Below are 16,946 nucleotides of genomic sequence, written 5' to 3'. Positions count from 1 at the left end.
CCGGGCCGCAAGCTGATATAGATCAGCAATCCATCAAAAAACCATCAGACGGAGCCGATGGCGCATCTCTTTCTTGTCAAAGACATCGCCTTTCAGGCGGGGCTCAGCACCGCGACAGTCGATCGGGTGCTGAACGGCAGGCCAGGTGTGCGCCGGCAGACGGAAATGCGGGTGAGGGCAGCGATCTCGGAGCTGGAGAAGCAGCAGACGGGAACGATGGTCAGCGGGCGAACGCTAGCGATCGATATCGTCATGGAGACGCCCCAGCGGTTTAGCGATGCAGTGCGTGCGGCCTTCGAGGCAGAGATGGCGGCCTTTCTGCCCGGTGTCTTCCGCTGCCGCTTCCATTTCGCTGAGGTGATGAGACCGGCCGAACTTGTGCAGCTTCTTGACCGCATCCGGCTGCGCGGCACGCACGGCATCGTGCTGAAGGCGCCTGACGTCGCCGAGGTGGTGGCTGCCGTCGCACGGGCGGATTCGGCCGGCATTCCCGTGGTCACGCTCGTGACGGATCTGCCGAATTCGGCGCGCATAGCCTATGCCGGCGCCGACAACCGGACGGCGGGGGAGACGGCGGCCTATCTCATCGGCGAGTTCCTCGGCTCTGACGGCGGTCAGGTACTTGTGACGCTGTCGAGCGGACGGTTCCGCGGCGAGGAAGAGCGCGAGATCGGTTTTCGCCGCATCATTCGCACCCGTTATCCCGGGATCGGCATCACAGAAATCAGCGAGGGACACGGCACCGATGCCGTGACGGGAACGCTTGTGGCGGCAGCGCTTGCGACCGATCCTGCCATCAATGCCGTTTATTCGATCGGCGGCGGCAATCGGGCGGTGCTGACGGCCTTCGATGCAGCCGAACGTCCCGTCCGCATTTTCGTCGCTCACGATCTGGATGCGGACAATCGCGCCCTGCTTGCCGCGCGCCGCGTCGGCTTCGTGCTCCATCACGATCTCCGAACCGATGCGCGTGCGGCCTTCAGGGCGATCATGAGCCGGACCGCGGCCTCCGTTCGGACGATTTCGACCTCGCTTTCGTCCATCGAAATCGTTACGCCCTACAACTTGCCCGCAGGCGATTGAGCCAATCGGCTTTTCGTCCATTACGCATTTGGGCTAAAGCTTCAGAACAGGTAGAGGTGAGCGCCATGGATTACAGCGACGTCAGCAGTATCGCAGCCTGGGTTACGGAACAGGGGCTGAAGGGCGCTTCGGAAGCGGAGCTCATGACCGGCTTCTGCGCGGCCTGCCGCGATGCCGGCCTGCCGCTCGACCGCGGCATGGCGCTGATGGACACGCTGCACCCCGTGCATGAGGGCCGGGCCTTCCGCTGGGACAGTGTGGAAGAGATCGAAACCGAATTCGAGTATGGCCCGACGGGCTCAGGCGAAGCGGCTGCGACCTGGCAGCGCTCTGCCTTCTATTATCTTTGGTCGGGAAACGAGCGGGAGGTCCGCCGACGCATCGGCTTCGGCGATCCGATCGATTTCACCATGCTCGACAAGATCGCCGAAGCAGGCAACACCGATTTCGTAGCAATGATGCACCGTTTCAGCGAAGCCGGCACGATTGGTGAGATGGATTGCTTCTTTTCGCATTTCGCAACCAAGCATCCCGAGGGTTTCTCGGATCACGATCTCGCCATTCTGCGCAAGCTCGTGCCGGTCCTCGGACTGGCGATCAAGTGCATTGCGCTGGGGCGCATCGCGCGGACCATCGCGGAAGTCTATCTCGGCGAGGATGCGGCGCGCCAGGTGATGGAAGGCAAGATCAGCCGCGGCAAATCGGAGCGGATCTCGGCGGCGCTGTGGTTTTCGGATCTGTTGAACTACACCAAGATTTCCGACCGTGTGCCGCCGGAGGAAATCATTCCGCTGCTCAACGATTACAGCGAGGTCGCCATCTCGGCGATCCATGAGGCCGGCGGCAATGTGCTGAAGCTGATCGGCGATGGTGTGCTGGCCATCTTCAAGGGCGAGGTGCCGGCCGAAACCTGCCGTTCGGCGCTTCGCGCCGAATCGCTGCTCCGGGAAAAGCTCGCCAAGCTGAATGCCGCGCGCGCTACCGACGGCCGCGCGACGACTGACGTCTATATCGGCCTTCATATTGGCGATGTCTTCTACGGCAATATCGGCAGCCAGGACCGGCTGGACTTCACCGTCATCGGCCCTGCCGTCAACGAGGTCAGCCGGATCGCCTCCATGTGCCGTTCGGTCGACCTTAACCTGCTGATCTCCTCCGATTTCGCCGCGGCCATACCGGCGGAAGAGCGCGCCGCGCTGGCATGCGTCGGACGTTATGCGTTGCGCGGGGTGCAGCGTGCCCAGGAACTCTATACACTCGACAGCGCCCGGCTGAACGGCTGACTTTTTCGCGAAACCTCCGAGGACTACCGCAACAGGCCCTGGCCGCCGTCGATCCAGATCGGTGTGCCGGTGATGTGCCGGGCCCGATCGGAGGCAAGGAAGAGGATCGTTTCGGCAACATCCTCGCTCTTGCCTGCCTTCCCGCCGGCAATCGGGATGTCGCCCTGTGGCCAGATCACCGGAACCTCCGTCTCCTCGCGATGACGGCTGTCGGTATTGGCGTTGATATTGGTCTCAATCTCGCCCGGGCAGACGGCATTGACGCGGATGCCGTGGCGGCCGAGTTCCAGGGCGAGCTGCTGGACCATGGCGACCTGGCCTGCCTTGGTTGCGGTATAGGCGGTGGCACCCGGCGTAGTGAAGGTGCGGGTGCCGTTGATCGATGCGACGACGACGATCGAACCGCCGCGGCGCTTCAGATGCGGAACCGTCAAGTGCAGGGTCAGATAGGTGCCGCGCAGATTGACGGCGATCGTCTTGTCCCATTCATCCGGACTCAGATCGTCGATCGGCGCCCAGACGCCATTGATCCCGGCATTGGCGACAACGATGTCGAGGCCGTTGAAGGTCTCTATGAGTTTCTGCACCGCAGCTCGCATTTGGCCTTCGTCGCTGGTGTCGGCGGTCAGCGAGATCGACTGGCCGCCGGCGGCCTTGATCTCGGCGCAGGTCTTCTCGACCTCGTCTGCCGTCCGGCTCAGGACTGCGACCTTTGCACCTTCGGCGGCGAGTTTCAATGCGGCCGCTTTGCCGATGCCGGAACCGGCACCAGTGACCAGCGCGACCTTGTCCTTCAGCTCCATGGGCGACCCTCCGTGACGTTCTGCAGATAGGCCAATGTTTGGCGCGGCAGTTCGTTCCGGAGGGAAAAGCCTAACGGAGGAACGTTTGCCCCAAGGCCCATCTCTCCGGCCCGTGGACGGCGGCAAAGAGCAGGCCGGCGAGGAAGGTGAAGTGATCGACGAAGAAGCCGAACTCGGCCTGGTTCTGTTGCCAGTGGGCCGGTCCGTGGAAGGCGAAGGCAAGGAAGATCACGTAGATGCCTGCCAGTAGGCTCGCCTCGGTGAAGAAAGCGCCCGATATGAAGGCAAGGGCCAACGCGATCTCGAAAAGGGCCGCGACCCAGGTGAGGAAGGTCGCCATCGGGAAACCGGCGGCGGCAATGTAGCTCGCCGTGGCGCCGATATCGGCAAACTTGAAGCCGGCGGCCATGAAGAAGATGAGGCTGAAGATGAAGCGGGCGATGATGATTACGATTGCTCTGGCCATGGGAAACCTCCTTTTGAGCTGCCATTATGACGCAGGAGGTGGCCGATATCCTACACTGCGAATGAAAAAGGGCCGCTTGCGCGACCCTTCATTCTCTCACCACTCGGCAAAGCTGCCGTCGGCGTGCCGCCAGATTGGGTTGCGCCAGCGATGTCCCTCCTTGGCGCGCTCGCTGACATAGGCCTCGTCGACCTCGATGCCGAGGCCCGGCCCCTGCGGGATCGAAACGAAACCATCGGCATATTCGAACACCTCCTTGTTGGAGATGTAGTCGAGGATATCGTTGCCGGTGTTGTAATGGATGCCGAGGCTCTGTTCCTGGATGAAGGCATTATAGCTGACGGCATCGACCTGAAGGCAGGCAGCGAGCGCGATCGGGCCGAGCGGGCAATGCGGGGCCAGGGCGACGTCATAGGCTTCGGCCATCGCCGCGATCTTGCGGCATTCGGTGATGCCGCCGGCGTGGGAAAGATCCGGCTGGATAATGTCGACATAGCCGTCCGAAAGCACCTGCTTGAAATCCCAGCGCGAATAGAGCCGCTCACCAAGCGCGATCGGTGTCGAGGTATGGTTGACGATGTCGCGCAGCGCTTCCTTGTTTTCCGAAAGCACCGGTTCCTCGATGAACATCAGCTTGTAGGGTTCGAGCTCCTTGGCGAGAACCTTGGCCATCGGCTTGTGGACGCGGCCGTGGAAATCGACGCCGATACCGATATGCGGGCCGATCGCCTCGCGGATGGCGGCGATGGTCTCGACCGCCCTTTCCACCTTCTCGTTGGTGTCGACGATCTGCATTTCCTCGCAGCCGTTGAGCTTGATCGCCTTGAAGCCGCGGGCGACGACGTCTCTGGCATTGTTGGCGACATCGGCGGGGCGGTCGCCGCCGATCCAGGAATAGACTTTGATGCGGTCGCGCAGCTGGCCGCCGAGCAGGGAATGGATCGGCTGGCCGAGCGCCTTGCCCTTGATGTCCCAGAGCGCCTGGTCGATGCCCGAGATGGCGCTCATATGGGCCGCGCCGCCGCGATAGAAACCACCGCGATACATCACCGTCCAATGGTCCTCGATCAAGAAAGGATCCTTGCCGATCAGGTAGTCTTCCAGTTCGTGGACGGCGGCCTCGACGGTCAGCGCACGCCCCTCGACGACCGGTTCACCCCAGCCGACGATGCCTTCGTCGGTCTCGACCTTCAGAAACAGCCATCGCGGCGGAACGATATAGGTGGTGAGTTTGGTGATCTTCATCGTGGTTCTTAATCTCTTCTCGGATTTGCGATGGGGCAGCGCGTCCACGGCTTTTCGTGATTGATCATTTCGCCCTGCCGATTGCCTTCTCTGCGGCGGCAAGGTCGCGTACCGCAAGGTCGAGCATACGATTGGCGCATTCCCTCGCGCCTGTTTTGTCGCGCATGCGCAAGGCCTCGACGAGTTCGCCGTGAACGAGCACCGCATCCTCCCGGTTTTCGACGGCGATGTTGGAGGCATGCAGCGCATATTTCAGCGCAGCATGGATGGCGCTTGACAGGCGGCGGAACACCTGGTTGTGGCTGGCGGTCAGCAGCACCGTATGAAACATCACGTCGGCGTCGGTGAAGCGTTCCGGATCGCCTGCGCTGTCGCGCATCTGCCGCCAGGCCCTGTCGAGATCGGCGATCTCCTGGGCGCTGGCGCGTTCGGCGGCATATTCGGCGGCCGCCGGTTCGATGGTGCGGCGGGCTTCGAGAATGCATCCCAGCAGGTCGAAGTCCTTGATGTAAGGCCCCATCCAGTCGAGCACCTCGGCATCCAGGATGTTCCATTCATCCCGGTCGCAAACGGTCGTTCCGACCCGCGGCTTGCCACGGACAAGCCCCTTGGATTCCAACACTTTCAGCGATTCGCGAATGACGGTGCGGCTAACGCCGTAGAGTTCGCAGAGGTCGTTCTCGCGCGGCAGCGGCGAGCCCGAGGGATAGCGGTCGGCGCAGATGTCCTGAGCGATGGCCGCCGTCACGTTGCGGCGTACGCGCGGCCGGCGTTCGCTGCCGGAGCTTTCCGTTCGGCCTTGTTCCTCAGTCGATTCCAACTTCACCTCTCCGCGCTCTCTCCCGGGCAGCAACCGAACCTGATTAACCGAATTCGATCCAGTTTGCGACGGGTCCATCCGTTCTCGCCACTACCCTATTATTCTAATCATCATACATTAGCAATTGACTGGTATGATGATTTAACATAATTCATTGGGCGCTGCCTGGGAGGCAGCTGCTCGATTTCAGAGTTTAGGGAGAGAGACATGCGCTTGTTCAAAGCAGCTATTCTGGCTGGCACGTTCGCCATTCTGAGCACCGGCTCGGCATTTTCCGCGGACGTCAAGATCGGTTTCATCGTCAAGCAGCCGGAGGAGCCCTGGTTCCAGGACGAATGGAAATTTGCAGACCAGGCCGCCAAGGATAAAGGCTTCACGGTCGTCAAGATCGGCGCCGAAGACGGCGAGAAGGTTCAGTCGGCGATCGACAATCTCGGCGCGCAGGGTGCGCAAGGCTTCATCATCTGCACGCCCGACGTCAAACTCGGCCCCGGCATCGTCGCCAAGGCCGAAGCCAACCAGTTGAAGCTGATGACGGTCGACGACCGCCTCGTCAGTGCCGACGGCAAGCCGCTGGAAGACGTGCCGCATATGGGCATTTCCGCCACCAAGATCGGCGAGACCGTCGGACAGGCCATCGTCGACGAAATCAAGAAGCGCGGCTGGGACATGAAGAATGTCGGCGCGATCCGGGTTTCCTACGATCAGCTGCCGACCGCCGTCGACCGCGTCGAAGGTGCGATCTCGGTCCTGAAGTCCGCCGGGTTCCCGGCTGAGAACATCTATGATGCGCCGCAGGCGAAGACGGATACCGAGGCAGCACTCAACGCGGCGACCACCGTCCTCAACAAGCATGCCGACGTGAAATACTGGGTGGCCTTCGGCCTCAACGACGAAGCCGTTCTCGGCGCCGTCCGCGCTTCGGAATCGGTCGGTATTCCGGCGACCAACGTGATCGGTGTCGGCATCGGTGGCGCGGAATCGGCGATCAACGAGTTCAAGAAGCCGGCAGCGACGGGCTTCTTCGGCACGGTCATCATCTCGCCGAAGCGTCACGGCTATGAGACGGCGCTCAACATGTACGACTGGATCGCCAAGGGCAAGGAGCCGGAAAAGCTGACCTTGACGGCAGGTTCGCTGGCGTTGCGCGGCGATTATGAGAAGGTCCGCAAGGAACTCGGCATCGAGTAATCATCGCCCGCGATAATGCATCTCCGGCGGCCGCTTGAGCGTGCCGCCGGAACCTTCGGTGGAGTGATGATGGCTTTTCTCGAATTCAAACATATCTCAAAGGGCTATCCCGGCGTACAGGCGCTGTCGGACGTTTCTTTCTCAGTCGAGAAGGGCGCCGTCCACGGCCTAATGGGTGAGAACGGCGCGGGCAAATCGACGCTGATTCGTGTGCTGTCGGGCGATCAGGCCGCCAATGCCGGCAGCATTCTCATCGATGGCGCAGAACAGAAATATGTCTCGGTGCGCGACGCCCTCCATGCCGGCGTCATCGTCATCCATCAGGAACTGCAGCTCGTTCCGGAGCTGACGGTGGCCGAAAATCTCTGGCTTGGCCGCTTTCCCGGCAAGGGCGGAGTGATTGATGCCAAAACCCTGATCGAGACGGTGCGGTCGAAACTCGAAGAGATCGGCATCGATGTCGATCCGTCGGCCAAGGTCGCTTCGCTTTCGATCGGCGCGCGGCAGATGGTCGAGATTGCCAAGGCGGTCATGTTCGAGGCGCGGGTCATCGCGCTCGACGAGCCCACCTCATCGCTTTCCTCGCGTGAAAGCGAAATCCTGTTTTCACTCATCGACAGGTTGAAGGCGAAGGGAACGGTCATTCTCTATGTTTCGCATCGCCTCGACGAGATTTTTCGGCTTTGCGACAGCCTGACCGTGCTGCGCGACGGCAGGCTTGCCGCCCATCATGCCCAGATCGCGAAGACGACGCGCGAGCAGATCATTGCCGAAATGGTCGGGCGCAAGATCAGCAATGTCTGGGGATGGCGTGAGCGCCCGCTCGGCGGCGTCAGGCTTGAGGTCAAGGGCCTGTCGGGACCGAGGCTGCGCAATCCAATCAGTTTTTCGGTCCGCCAGGGTGAGATTCTCGGCTTCTTCGGGCTGGTCGGCGCCGGCCGCAGCGAGATGGCGCGGCTGCTTTACGGCGCCGACCACAGGCATCGGGGCGAGGTAACGATCGACGGTATTGCCGTTTCGCCGAACGATCCGACGACGGCGATCCGGGCCGGCATGGTGCTCTGCCCGGAGGACCGCAAGTTCGACGGCATCGTCCAGGGCCGATCGATCGAAGAGAATATCGCGATCTCGTCGCGCCGGCATTTCTCGCCCTTCGGCATATTGAACCCGAAGAAGGAGGCGGCGCTGGCCGATCAGTTCATCGCCCGGCTGCGGGTGCGCACGCCGTCGCGCAAGCAGGACATCATCAACTTGTCCGGTGGCAACCAGCAGAAAGTCATCCTTGGCCGCTGGCTCTCCGAGCAGGGTATCAAGGTTCTCGTGATCGACGAACCGACGCGCGGCATCGATGTCGGGGCGAAGTCGGAAATCTATGAAATCCTTTATGAGCTGGCGGCCGGCGGCATGGCGATCGTCGTGATCTCAAGCGAGCTGCCCGAGGTCATGGGCATCTCCGATCGCATCATGGTGATGTGTCAGGGCAGGGTGGCGGCCAATGTTGCCCGCCCGGATTTCGACGAGAGCAGCATCCTGACGGCGGCACTCCCCGACAAGAACGCCGCAGGCATCATTTAAGACTGGGAACACGGACGATGACTTCGTTGAAAAAAATCCTTCTCGGCGAACAGGGACTGGTGGTGATCTTCGCCGCCGCCTTCGTGATCGTCTCGCTCTTCGTTCCGAATTTCCTGACCGAGCGAAATATGCTGGGGCTGCTGCAATCGGTCGTCACGATCGGCATCGTCGCCTGCACGATGATGTTCTGCCTGGCCTCCCGCGATTTCGATCTTTCGGTGGGATCGATCGTCGCTTTCTCCGGCATGGCCGCAGTAATGGTCTCGAACGCGACGGGCTCCATTCCCGTAGGGCTCTTGGCCGCCCTGCTCTGCGGCGCCGTCGTCGGTTTCGTCAACGGCATCGTCATCGCCCGGTTCCGCATCAATGCGCTGATCACGACGCTTGCGACCATGCAGATCGTGCGCGGGCTGGCGCTGATCGCCTCGGACGGCCGCGCCGTCGGCATCAACGATCCGGCTTTCTACCAGCTTGCGCTATCGCGATTCCTGACCGTGCCGATGCCGATCTGGATCATGCTGATCCTTTTCCTCCTCTTCGGCTTCGTGCTCAACCGCACCGTTTTCGGAAAGAACACGCTGGCGATCGGCGGCAATCCCGAGGCGTCGCGGCTTGCCGGCGTCAATGTCGTCACCATGCGCGTCTGGATCTTTGCACTGCAGGGTCTCGTCTGCGGAATTGCCGGCATTCTGCTTGCTTCGCGCATCACTTCCGGCCAGCCGAACGCGGCGACGGGGCTCGAGCTCTCGGTGATCTCGGCCTGCGTCCTCGGCGGCGTTTCGCTCGCCGGCGGCCGGGCGACAATGAGCGGTGTTATCGTCGGGGTGCTGATCATGGGCATTGCCGAAAACGTTATGAACCTCCTGAATATTCAGGCATTCTATCAGTATGTCGTGCGCGGGCTGATCCTGCTGATCGCCGTGCTGCTCGACAATCTCAGGTCTTCGGCAACGGGGCGGCGCGGATGAGCAAAGGGCATGGCGGGGACAGCATCGATCTGAGCCACGGCGATCTCTCCGTGAGGATCAGCCGCCAGGGCGCGGCCGTCACTGCCGCAACATTCCGGGGCAAGCCTTTCCTCGTTTCGACAGGTGGCCCGGATGGGACCTTTGCGAGTTTTCCTCTGGTCCCGTTCGGCAATCGCGTGGAAGGCAATGCCATGTCCTTCGGCGGATGCGACTATGCCTTCCAGCGAAATTGCCACGACCTGCTCTACCTGCATGGCGATGGCTGGATCAGCCCATGGCAGGTGGAAGAATCGAGTTCCAAGCACGCGCAGCTCTGCTTTTCGCGTGATGCCGACCGGGTCTCGCCCTATGCCTATCTTAGTCGGCAAGAGATCCGTCTCAGCGGCAATCGGCTGGCGCTGACGCTCTCGGTGGAGAACAGGGGAGAGGCGGTCCTGCCCTTCGGGCTGGGGCAGCATCCCTTCTTCACACGGACGCCGGAAACACGGTTGACCATCGCAGCCGACCGCTTCTGGAGCGAACGGTCGGACCATCTCCCTGATGCACCCGGCCCGGTACCCGCTGAATTCAATTTCACGTCCGGTGCGCCGTTGCCGCGGCAATGGATGAACAACGCTTTCGAGGGATGGAACGGACGGGCAGCCATCACCTGGCCGGAACTTGGAATCCAGGCGGCGCTGGAAGCCGATGGTGCACTCAATCGCTTCATGCTGTACCTGCGGCTCGACCGGACAGATTTCTTCTGCCTGGAACCGATGAGTCACCTGCCGAATGGGCATCATCTGCCGGATTTCGGAGGGCTCAAGCCTCTTGAGCCAGGCGAGGTTCTTTCAGGCAGGGTCACGATCGATCTGTCGGCGCTGCCGGGTCAGCCGGAGGGAAGATAGATGGGCGATCGCCTGCAGGGCAAAAATATTCTGATCACCGGCGCTGCGCAGGGCATCGGCCTTGCGATCGCCAAGGCTTTCCTCAGGGAAAATGCTGCGGTTTATCTCGTCGATCGCGATGGAGCGCTGCTGGCGCAGGCAGCGGGAGTGCTTGCAAGCACAGGCGGCCAGGTTGGTTATCTGCCGGCCGATATTACCGATGCCGGAACGATCACGAGAGCGGTTGCTCAGGCGAACGACGAGATCGGCCCATTGAATGGGCTCGTCAACAATGCCGGCGTCAATGTCTTTGCCGAACCGCTCCACACGACCGACGAGGAGTGGAGCCGCTGCTTCGATATCAATCTGAAGGGAGCCTGGAATTGCTGCAAGGCGGTGCTGCCCGGGTTTATCGAGCGCGGCGGCGGCGTCATCCTCAACATCGCCTCCACGCACGCCTTCACGATCATTCCGCACACGTTTCCCTATCCGCTGTCGAAACATGCGCTGCTCGGCATGACGAAATCCCTGGGCCTGGAGTACGCGCCCCGCAATATCCGGGTCAACGCGCTGGCGCCGGGCTATGTCTCGACGCAGAAGGTGATCGACTACTGGAACAGCTTCCCCGATCCGGAGGCCGCCAAGGCCGAGACAATGGAGCTGCATCCGGCCGGGCGGATCGCAACTCCGGAAGAGATCGCTATGGCGGCAGTGTTCATGATCTCCGACGAATGCCCGTTCATGAACGCCACCTGCCTGACGATCGACGGCGGTCTCAGCGTGCAGCAGCATCCCGCCTGAAAGGCTTTCTATTCCGCCGATTTTTACGAGCCTGTCGTCTTCTCAGGATAGAGCGTTATATTGTCCGGCGGGAGCCTATCCATCTCCCTCAGGCATGGAGCGGCGCCCTGCCGCTTCCTCAAAACCATCGAAACAGGAGGACGGCATGCAGATCAATCGCACGGCTTCGGCTCATTGGAGCGGCGGCCTCAAGGACGGCAAGGGCCTGATCTCGACCCAGAGCGGCGCCCTGACAGACTATCCCTACGGCTTTGCCAGCCGCTTCGAAGGCATTCCCGGCACCAACCCGGAAGAGCTGATTGGTGCTGCCCATGCCGGCTGCTTCACCATGGCGCTGTCGCTCATCCTCGGCGAAGCCGGTTTCACCGCCGAGCATATGGAAACCTCGGCCAAGGTGACGCTCGAAAGCGTCGAGGGTGGCTTCGCCGTCACTGCCATCCATCTCTCACTTTCCGGCCGCATTCCCGGTGCCGACGAGGCGACCTTCACCGAACTCGCCAACAAGGCGAAAGCCGGCTGCCCGATTTCCAAGGCGCTCGCCGCCGTTCCGATCACGCTCGACGTCAAGCTCGCCTGATTATTTGCTGCCGCCGAGGAAGTGCCGCGCGTCTGACGTCGCGGCACTTTCCAATTGTGGCCGACGCTCATCGTCACATCGTTTCGAAATTCATCACGCTCAGCCGCTCGCGCCACGCAGGCGGCATTGACAAATGACGCATGATATTTTACGACTGACGAAATTCGAAAATCGTCAGTCGTAACTCGAGGTACCAAAACTCATGAACGACATCGCGGAAAATACGCTCGACGTCACGCGGCAGGAGAATGTCACGCGCATTCTCGACGCGGCCGAGCGGCTGTTCCGCCACTACGGCTACAGCAAGACGACGGTGGCCGACATCGCTCGCGATCTCGGCATGTCGCCGGCCAATATTTATCGTTTCTTCGCTTCGAAGGTGGAGATCCATCAGGCGCTCTGCGGACGCATGCTCGCCACCTGCTATCAGCTCGCCTACGACATCCGCCACCAGCCGCTCAGCGCCAGCGAACGCCTGCGCCTTTATGTCGAGACCCAGTATCAATGGACTATGGATACGATGCTCGACGAGATGAAGGTGCATGAGATGATCGTGGTCGCGATCGAGCGCGACTGGCATGTCATCGAGAAACATATCGATCGCGTCCATGATCTCATCGCCGAGATCATCGCCGAAGGCATCGCAGCCGGCGAGTTCGCCGAGCAGGACCCGGTCGTCGCCTCACGGTGTTTCGGCGCGGCGACGATCAATCTCTGTCATCCGCAGATGGTGGCGCAATGTCTTGCGAAAACCAACCGCGCAAGCGTCGACGAACTGATCGACTACGTCATCAGGGCGCTCAAGAAATAACCGACGGCAGCCGCCGTCGATCCCCCGAAACATTCCAGGAGTGCGGAAGATGTTTTCGCTCAAGATCCTCAGCAATCGCATGCCGTCCGTCGCGAGCCTCGCGCTCGTCGGCGCCGTCGGGATCGGCGTTTCCGCCTGCTCGGAAGAAAAAGCTGAGGTCAAGGAAGTCATCCGGCCGGTGAAGGTCGTGGAGATCGCCAAGGCCGACGATACCCGCAAGCTCGATTATTCGGGGTCGGTCAAGGCGCGGACGGAAATGAACCTCGGCTTCCGGGTGGCGGGCAAGATCACGGAGCGTCTCGTCGATATTGGTGACCGGGTGACGCCCGGCGACGTTCTCGCCCGCGTCGACGCCACGGACTACCAGCTCGCGGTCAAGACGGCAGAGGCCAATCTCGCCGCGGCCGAAAGGGGCGTCGAAACCGCCGATCTCGCCAACAAGCGCGCCGAGCAGCTGTTCGACAAGAGCGTCGCCCCGAAGTCGCAGCTGGAGCAGGCCGCGCTCAGCCATGATCAGGCGATCTCGCAGCGCGATGCAGCGCTCGCGGCGCTGGGCCAGGCGAAGAATCAGGTGAGCTATACCGATCTCAAGGCGGGGCAGAATGGCATCGTGACATCGATCAATGCCGATATCGGCCAGGTCGTCGGCTCCGGCAGCCCCGTCGTCACCGTTGCCGTCGAAGGCGAGAAGGAAGTGCAGATCGCGGTTCCGGAAAACGACATTGCCGAATTCAAGCCCGGCAAGACGGTCAAGGCCCGTTTCTGGGCGGATGACAAGCTGGTGCTCGACGGCAAGGTGCGGGAGGTTTCCGGCAGCGCCGACCAGCAGTCGCGCACCTTTGCCGTTCGCGTGAGCCTGCCGAACGATCCTCGCGTGTTGCTCGGCATGACCGCGACGATCGAAACCGACGTCAACAACGATAACAGCTATGTCTCGATCCCGCTTACCGCGCTGGCCGAGAAGCACGGCAAGCAAATGGTCTGGACGGTCGACCGCGACACGGCGACGGTACATGGCCGCGATATCAAGGTCGCCGATTTCACCGGCGATGGCGTGCATGTGACCGAGGGCCTCGATAGCGGCGATCTCGTCGTTGCCGCCGGCACCCAGTTCATGAGTGAGAACCTGAAGGTGAAGGTGCCGGAGCAGCAATCGGCCTCGGCCGATACCGACCAGACCGTGCGTTGATCGCGCAATTAAAGCAATTTGAGCATGATGTTCCCGAAAACCGCTGACACTTTTCGGCATCATGCTCCAAAGGAAACATGACCATGGACGCCAACACCGAAAAGCGGCCCTTCAATCTGTCGCGCTGGGCGATCGGGCATCCAAGCATCGCCCGCTTCCTCTTCGGGCTGATCATCATCACCGGCGTGCTCGGCCTGATGCGCATGGGCCAGCGCGAAGATCCGGAATTCACTTTCCGCGTCATGGTCGTGCAGGCAATCTGGCCGGGCGCTTCCATTCAGGAAATGGAAGATCAGGTCGTCAACAAGATCGAACGCAAGCTGCAGGAGACGCCGCATATCGACTGGGTCAAGTCCTATACGCGGGCGGGCAGTGCGATCATCACCCTGCAGGTCAAGGGCGACACCAATTCACAGGAGGTGGCGGATGCCTTCTACCAGGTGCGCAAGAAGGTCGGCGACATTTCCAGCGAACTGCCGCAGGGCCTGCTCGGTCCCTATTTCAACGACGAGTTCGGCGATACCTTCATCACGCTGCATTCGATCAGCGGCGAGGGTTATTCCTATCCGGAACTGAAGAAATTCGCGATCCAGGCGCGCGACATGCTGCTGACGACACCGGGCGTCGAGAAGGCCGTCATCATCGGCGACCAGCCTGAGAAGATCTATATCGACGTTTCGTCCAAGGCGCTTGCCGAGCGCGGCCTGACGGTCCTCGACCTGCAGAACGCCATCAAGGGCCAGAACAATGTCGATCCGGCAGGCTCGGTCGATACCGGTCTGCGCTCGGTGCGCATTTCGGTCGAAGGCGACATGAAGAAGGTGGCCGATATCCGCGAGCTGCGCCTTCGCGCTGGCGGCCAGGTGACCCGCCTCGGCGATATCGCCACCGTCAGTTCCGGGCTCGAGGATCCCTACCAGCGCAAATACCGGTTCAATGGCCATGACAGCGTTCAGGTCGGCGTCGTCATGGCCAAGGGCTTCAACGTCACCGATGTCGGCAAGGGCGTGGAAGCGACCTATCAGCGCTTCGAGGAAGCTCTGCCTTACGGCGTCGCGGTCGACCAGATCGCCAACCAGCCCGACGTCGTGACGGACGCGGTCAGCGAATTCATGCATGCGCTCGGCGAAGCGCTTGTCATCGTGCTCGTCGTCTCGTTCCTGTCGATCGGCTGGCGCTCGGGCCTCGTCATCGCCATCGCCATTCCGCTGGTGCTCGCCGCCACTTTCGCACTGATGTACGAACTCGGCATCGACCTGCAGCGCATCTCGCTCGGCGCGCTGATCATCGCGCTCGGCCTGCTCGTCGACGATGCGATGATTGTCGTCGAAATGATGGAGCGAAAGCTGGAGGAGGGGCTGGTCAAAATCGAGGCGGCAAGCTTTGCCTATTCCTCGACGGCCTTCCCGATGCTGACCGGTACGTTGATCACGACGGCCGGCTTCATTCCCGTCGGTTTCGCCGCATCGACGGCCGGCGAATATGTGCGTTCGCTGTTTTATGTCGTCGGCATCGCGCTCGTCACCTCGTGGTTCGTCGCGGTCTATTTCACGCCATGGCTCGGCTACATGATCCTCAAGCAGCGCCATCACGCCGGCGAGCACCGCGATGCTTTCGACACGAGCTTCTACCGCCGACTGCGCGGCACGGTCGGCTGGGCGGTTCGTCATCGGGTGATCGTGCTGCTGTTGACGCTCGGCACCTTCGTCACCAGCCTCTGGGCATTCCAGTTCATTCCGCAGAATTTCTTCCCGCAGTCGTCGCGGCCTGAGATTCTCGTCGATCTGTGGCTGCCCGAGGGCACCAGCATCAAAGAAGTCGAGGTGCAGGCAAAGGCGCTCGAAGCGAAGATGATGGATGATCCCGACAAGCGGTTCATCGCCACCTATATCGGCGAAGGCGCACCGCGCTTCTTCCTGCCGCTCGATCAGCAGTTGCGCAATCCGAATTTCGCCCAGCTGCTGGTCATGGCGAAGGACGAGCCGGCGCGCGAACGCTTGATCGTCAAGCTGCGCACCATTCTTGCCGAAGACTTCCCATCGATCCGCGGCAAGGTCGACCGCCTCTTCCTCGGCCCGCCCACCGGCTGGCCGGTGCAGATGCGCATCATGGGGCCTGATCGTCAGGAAGTGCGAGCGATCGCCGATCAGGTGAAGGCGCGTTTCGAAGCCAATCCGACGCTCGGCGCCATTCACGACGACTGGCTGGAACCGGTGCCGGCGATGAAGCTGGTGATCGACCAGGATCGCGCCCGGGCGCTGGGCGTGACCTCGCAGCGTGTGCGCCAGATGCTGCAGACCGCCATGTCCGGGGCGCCGCTCGATGATTTCCGTGACGGCGAGGAGACGGTCTCGATCGTCGCCCGCGAGCCGGACGCCAGCCGCTCGCTGCTGTCGGCGGTGAATTCCGTCTATGTCCCGACCGATTTCGGCGGCTTCGTGCCAGTCTCGCAGGTCGCCAAGGTCGTGCCCGTCATGGAGCAGGGCATCGAATGGCGGCGCGACCGGCTGCCGACGATCACGGTGCGCGCGACGCTGCCGGATGGCGTGCAGCCGAACGACGTCGTCATGAAGATGTATGCCGACATGAAGGACCTGCGCGACAGCCTGCCGGCCGGTTACAACGTCGAGATCCAGGGCGGCGCCGAGGATGCGGCGGAAAGCCAGATGTCGATCGCCGCAAAGGCGCCGATCATGCTTGCCGTCATCATCGTGCTGCTGATGGTGCAGCTGCAGCATTTCGGCAAGGCGATGCTGGTGCTTGCCACCGGTCCGCTCGGCATCATCGGGGCTGCGGCCGCCTTGCTGATCAGCGGCGCGCCCTTCGGCTTCGTGGCGATCCTGGGCGTCATTGCGCTGCTCGGCATCATCATGCGCAACTCGATCATCCTGGTCGACCAGATCGACCAGGATATCAAGGCCGGCATGCACCGGCAGGAGGCGATCGTCGGGGCTGCCGTGCGTCGTTTCCGGCCGATCATGCTGACGGCGCTGACGGCTGTGCTGGCGCTGATCCCGATCTCGCGCGGCGTCTTCTGGGGTCCGCTCGCCTTCGCCATGATGGGCGGCATCCTGGTCGCGACAGTGCTCACCATTCTGGTTCTGCCGGCCGGTTACGCTCTTTTCTTCGGCCGCGAGCCGAAGGCAAAGGACGAGCCAGGCCGGGATGCCGACGCCATCCAGGAAGAGGCGGATGACAGACATCCGCCGGCGTTGGCAGCCGAGTGAGGACGGCGCGGCGAAAGCCGCGCCGTTTTCCTTGCAGGTCA

At 61.9% G+C, this 16,946-nt stretch carries 15 protein-coding genes; 11 read left to right on the top strand and 4 right to left on the bottom strand.

Annotated features, from left to right (window positions below; all coding sequences use genetic code 11):
- Positions 1-57: 57 nt before the first annotated feature.
- Both NL154_RS18845 and NL154_RS18840 read left to right on the top strand, forming a co-directional pair.
- A complete protein-coding gene (locus tag NL154_RS18845) occupies positions 58-1,083 on the top strand; it encodes a LacI family DNA-binding transcriptional regulator (RefSeq protein WP_210629732.1) in 1,026 nt (341 codons plus the stop codon).
- 65 nt (positions 1,084-1,148) lie between these two features.
- Positions 1,149-2,366 (top strand): adenylate/guanylate cyclase domain-containing protein, encoded by a 1,218-nt coding sequence (locus tag NL154_RS18840; RefSeq protein WP_221122956.1) that lies wholly within the window; start codon positions 1,149-1,151, stop codon positions 2,364-2,366.
- A gap of 23 nt (positions 2,367-2,389) precedes the next feature.
- On the opposite strand, the gene NL154_RS18835 is transcribed toward NL154_RS18840, so the two are convergent.
- The 4 genes from NL154_RS18835 to NL154_RS18820 all read right to left on the bottom strand — a co-directional run bounded on the left by NL154_RS18835 (position 2,390) and on the right by NL154_RS18820 (position 5,700).
- On the bottom strand, positions 2,390-3,169 hold the full coding sequence (locus NL154_RS18835; protein ID WP_210629734.1) for an SDR family oxidoreductase: 780 nt from the start codon (positions 3,167-3,169) through the stop codon (positions 2,390-2,392).
- Positions 3,170-3,239: 70 nt separating this feature from the next.
- Positions 3,240-3,635 carry a DoxX family protein gene (locus NL154_RS18830; RefSeq protein ID WP_434733187.1) on the bottom strand — a complete coding sequence of 132 codons (396 nt, stop codon included), beginning with the start codon at positions 3,633-3,635 and terminating at the stop codon, positions 3,240-3,242.
- Between the two features lie 96 nt (positions 3,636-3,731).
- Positions 3,732-4,880 (bottom strand): galactonate dehydratase, encoded by a 1,149-nt coding sequence (gene dgoD / locus NL154_RS18825; RefSeq protein WP_210629736.1) that lies wholly within the window; start codon positions 4,878-4,880, stop codon positions 3,732-3,734.
- Between the two features lie 64 nt (positions 4,881-4,944).
- A complete protein-coding gene (locus NL154_RS18820; protein ID WP_259665203.1) occupies positions 4,945-5,700 on the bottom strand; it encodes a FadR/GntR family transcriptional regulator in 756 nt (251 codons plus the stop codon).
- Between the two features lie 207 nt (positions 5,701-5,907).
- Between NL154_RS18820 and NL154_RS18815 the strand changes: the two genes are divergently transcribed.
- The 9 genes from NL154_RS18815 to NL154_RS18775 all read left to right on the top strand — a co-directional run bounded on the left by NL154_RS18815 (position 5,908) and on the right by NL154_RS18775 (position 16,905).
- On the top strand, positions 5,908-6,891 hold the full coding sequence (locus NL154_RS18815; protein WP_210629738.1) for an arabinose ABC transporter substrate-binding protein: 984 nt from the start codon (positions 5,908-5,910) through the stop codon (positions 6,889-6,891).
- A 69-nt stretch (positions 6,892-6,960) separates the two neighbouring features.
- Entirely contained in the window at positions 6,961-8,466 is a 1,506-nt protein-coding gene (araG, locus tag NL154_RS18810; protein ID WP_434733186.1) for an L-arabinose ABC transporter ATP-binding protein AraG, read from the top strand.
- Between the two features lie 17 nt (positions 8,467-8,483).
- Positions 8,484-9,434, top strand: coding sequence for an L-arabinose ABC transporter permease AraH (gene araH, locus NL154_RS18805; protein WP_221122960.1), 951 nt, complete (start codon positions 8,484-8,486; stop codon positions 9,432-9,434).
- On the top strand, positions 9,431-10,321 hold the full coding sequence (locus tag NL154_RS18800; RefSeq protein WP_434733185.1) for an aldose 1-epimerase: 891 nt from the start codon (positions 9,431-9,433) through the stop codon (positions 10,319-10,321). Before araH ends, NL154_RS18800 begins: the two co-directional genes overlap by 4 nt.
- Positions 10,322-11,101 carry an SDR family oxidoreductase gene (locus NL154_RS18795; RefSeq protein ID WP_434733184.1) on the top strand — a complete coding sequence of 260 codons (780 nt, stop codon included), beginning with the start codon at positions 10,322-10,324 and terminating at the stop codon, positions 11,099-11,101.
- A 145-nt stretch (positions 11,102-11,246) separates the two neighbouring features.
- The gene (locus NL154_RS18790) at positions 11,247-11,678 is read left to right on the top strand and encodes an OsmC family protein (protein WP_011426902.1); all 432 of its coding nucleotides are present in this window, start codon (positions 11,247-11,249) and stop codon (positions 11,676-11,678) included.
- A 202-nt stretch (positions 11,679-11,880) separates the two neighbouring features.
- Positions 11,881-12,489, top strand: a complete 609-nt coding sequence (locus NL154_RS18785) for a TetR family transcriptional regulator (protein ID WP_085860528.1) — start codon at positions 11,881-11,883, stop codon at positions 12,487-12,489.
- A 49-nt stretch (positions 12,490-12,538) separates the two neighbouring features.
- Positions 12,539-13,678, top strand: coding sequence for an efflux RND transporter periplasmic adaptor subunit (locus NL154_RS18780; protein WP_210629743.1), 1,140 nt, complete (start codon positions 12,539-12,541; stop codon positions 13,676-13,678).
- Between the two features lie 83 nt (positions 13,679-13,761).
- Positions 13,762-16,905, top strand: a complete 3,144-nt coding sequence (locus tag NL154_RS18775) for an efflux RND transporter permease subunit (protein ID WP_434733183.1) — start codon at positions 13,762-13,764, stop codon at positions 16,903-16,905.
- The last annotated feature ends 41 nt before the right edge of the window (positions 16,906-16,946 follow it).

The sequence above is a fragment of the Rhizobium sp. YTUHZ044 genome, from assembly GCF_051123975.1.
GTDB lineage: Bacteria > Pseudomonadota > Alphaproteobacteria > Rhizobiales > Rhizobiaceae > Rhizobium.
The sequence above is the reverse complement of the archived record's forward strand: the minus strand, read 5'-3'. Positions and strand labels throughout refer to the sequence as shown.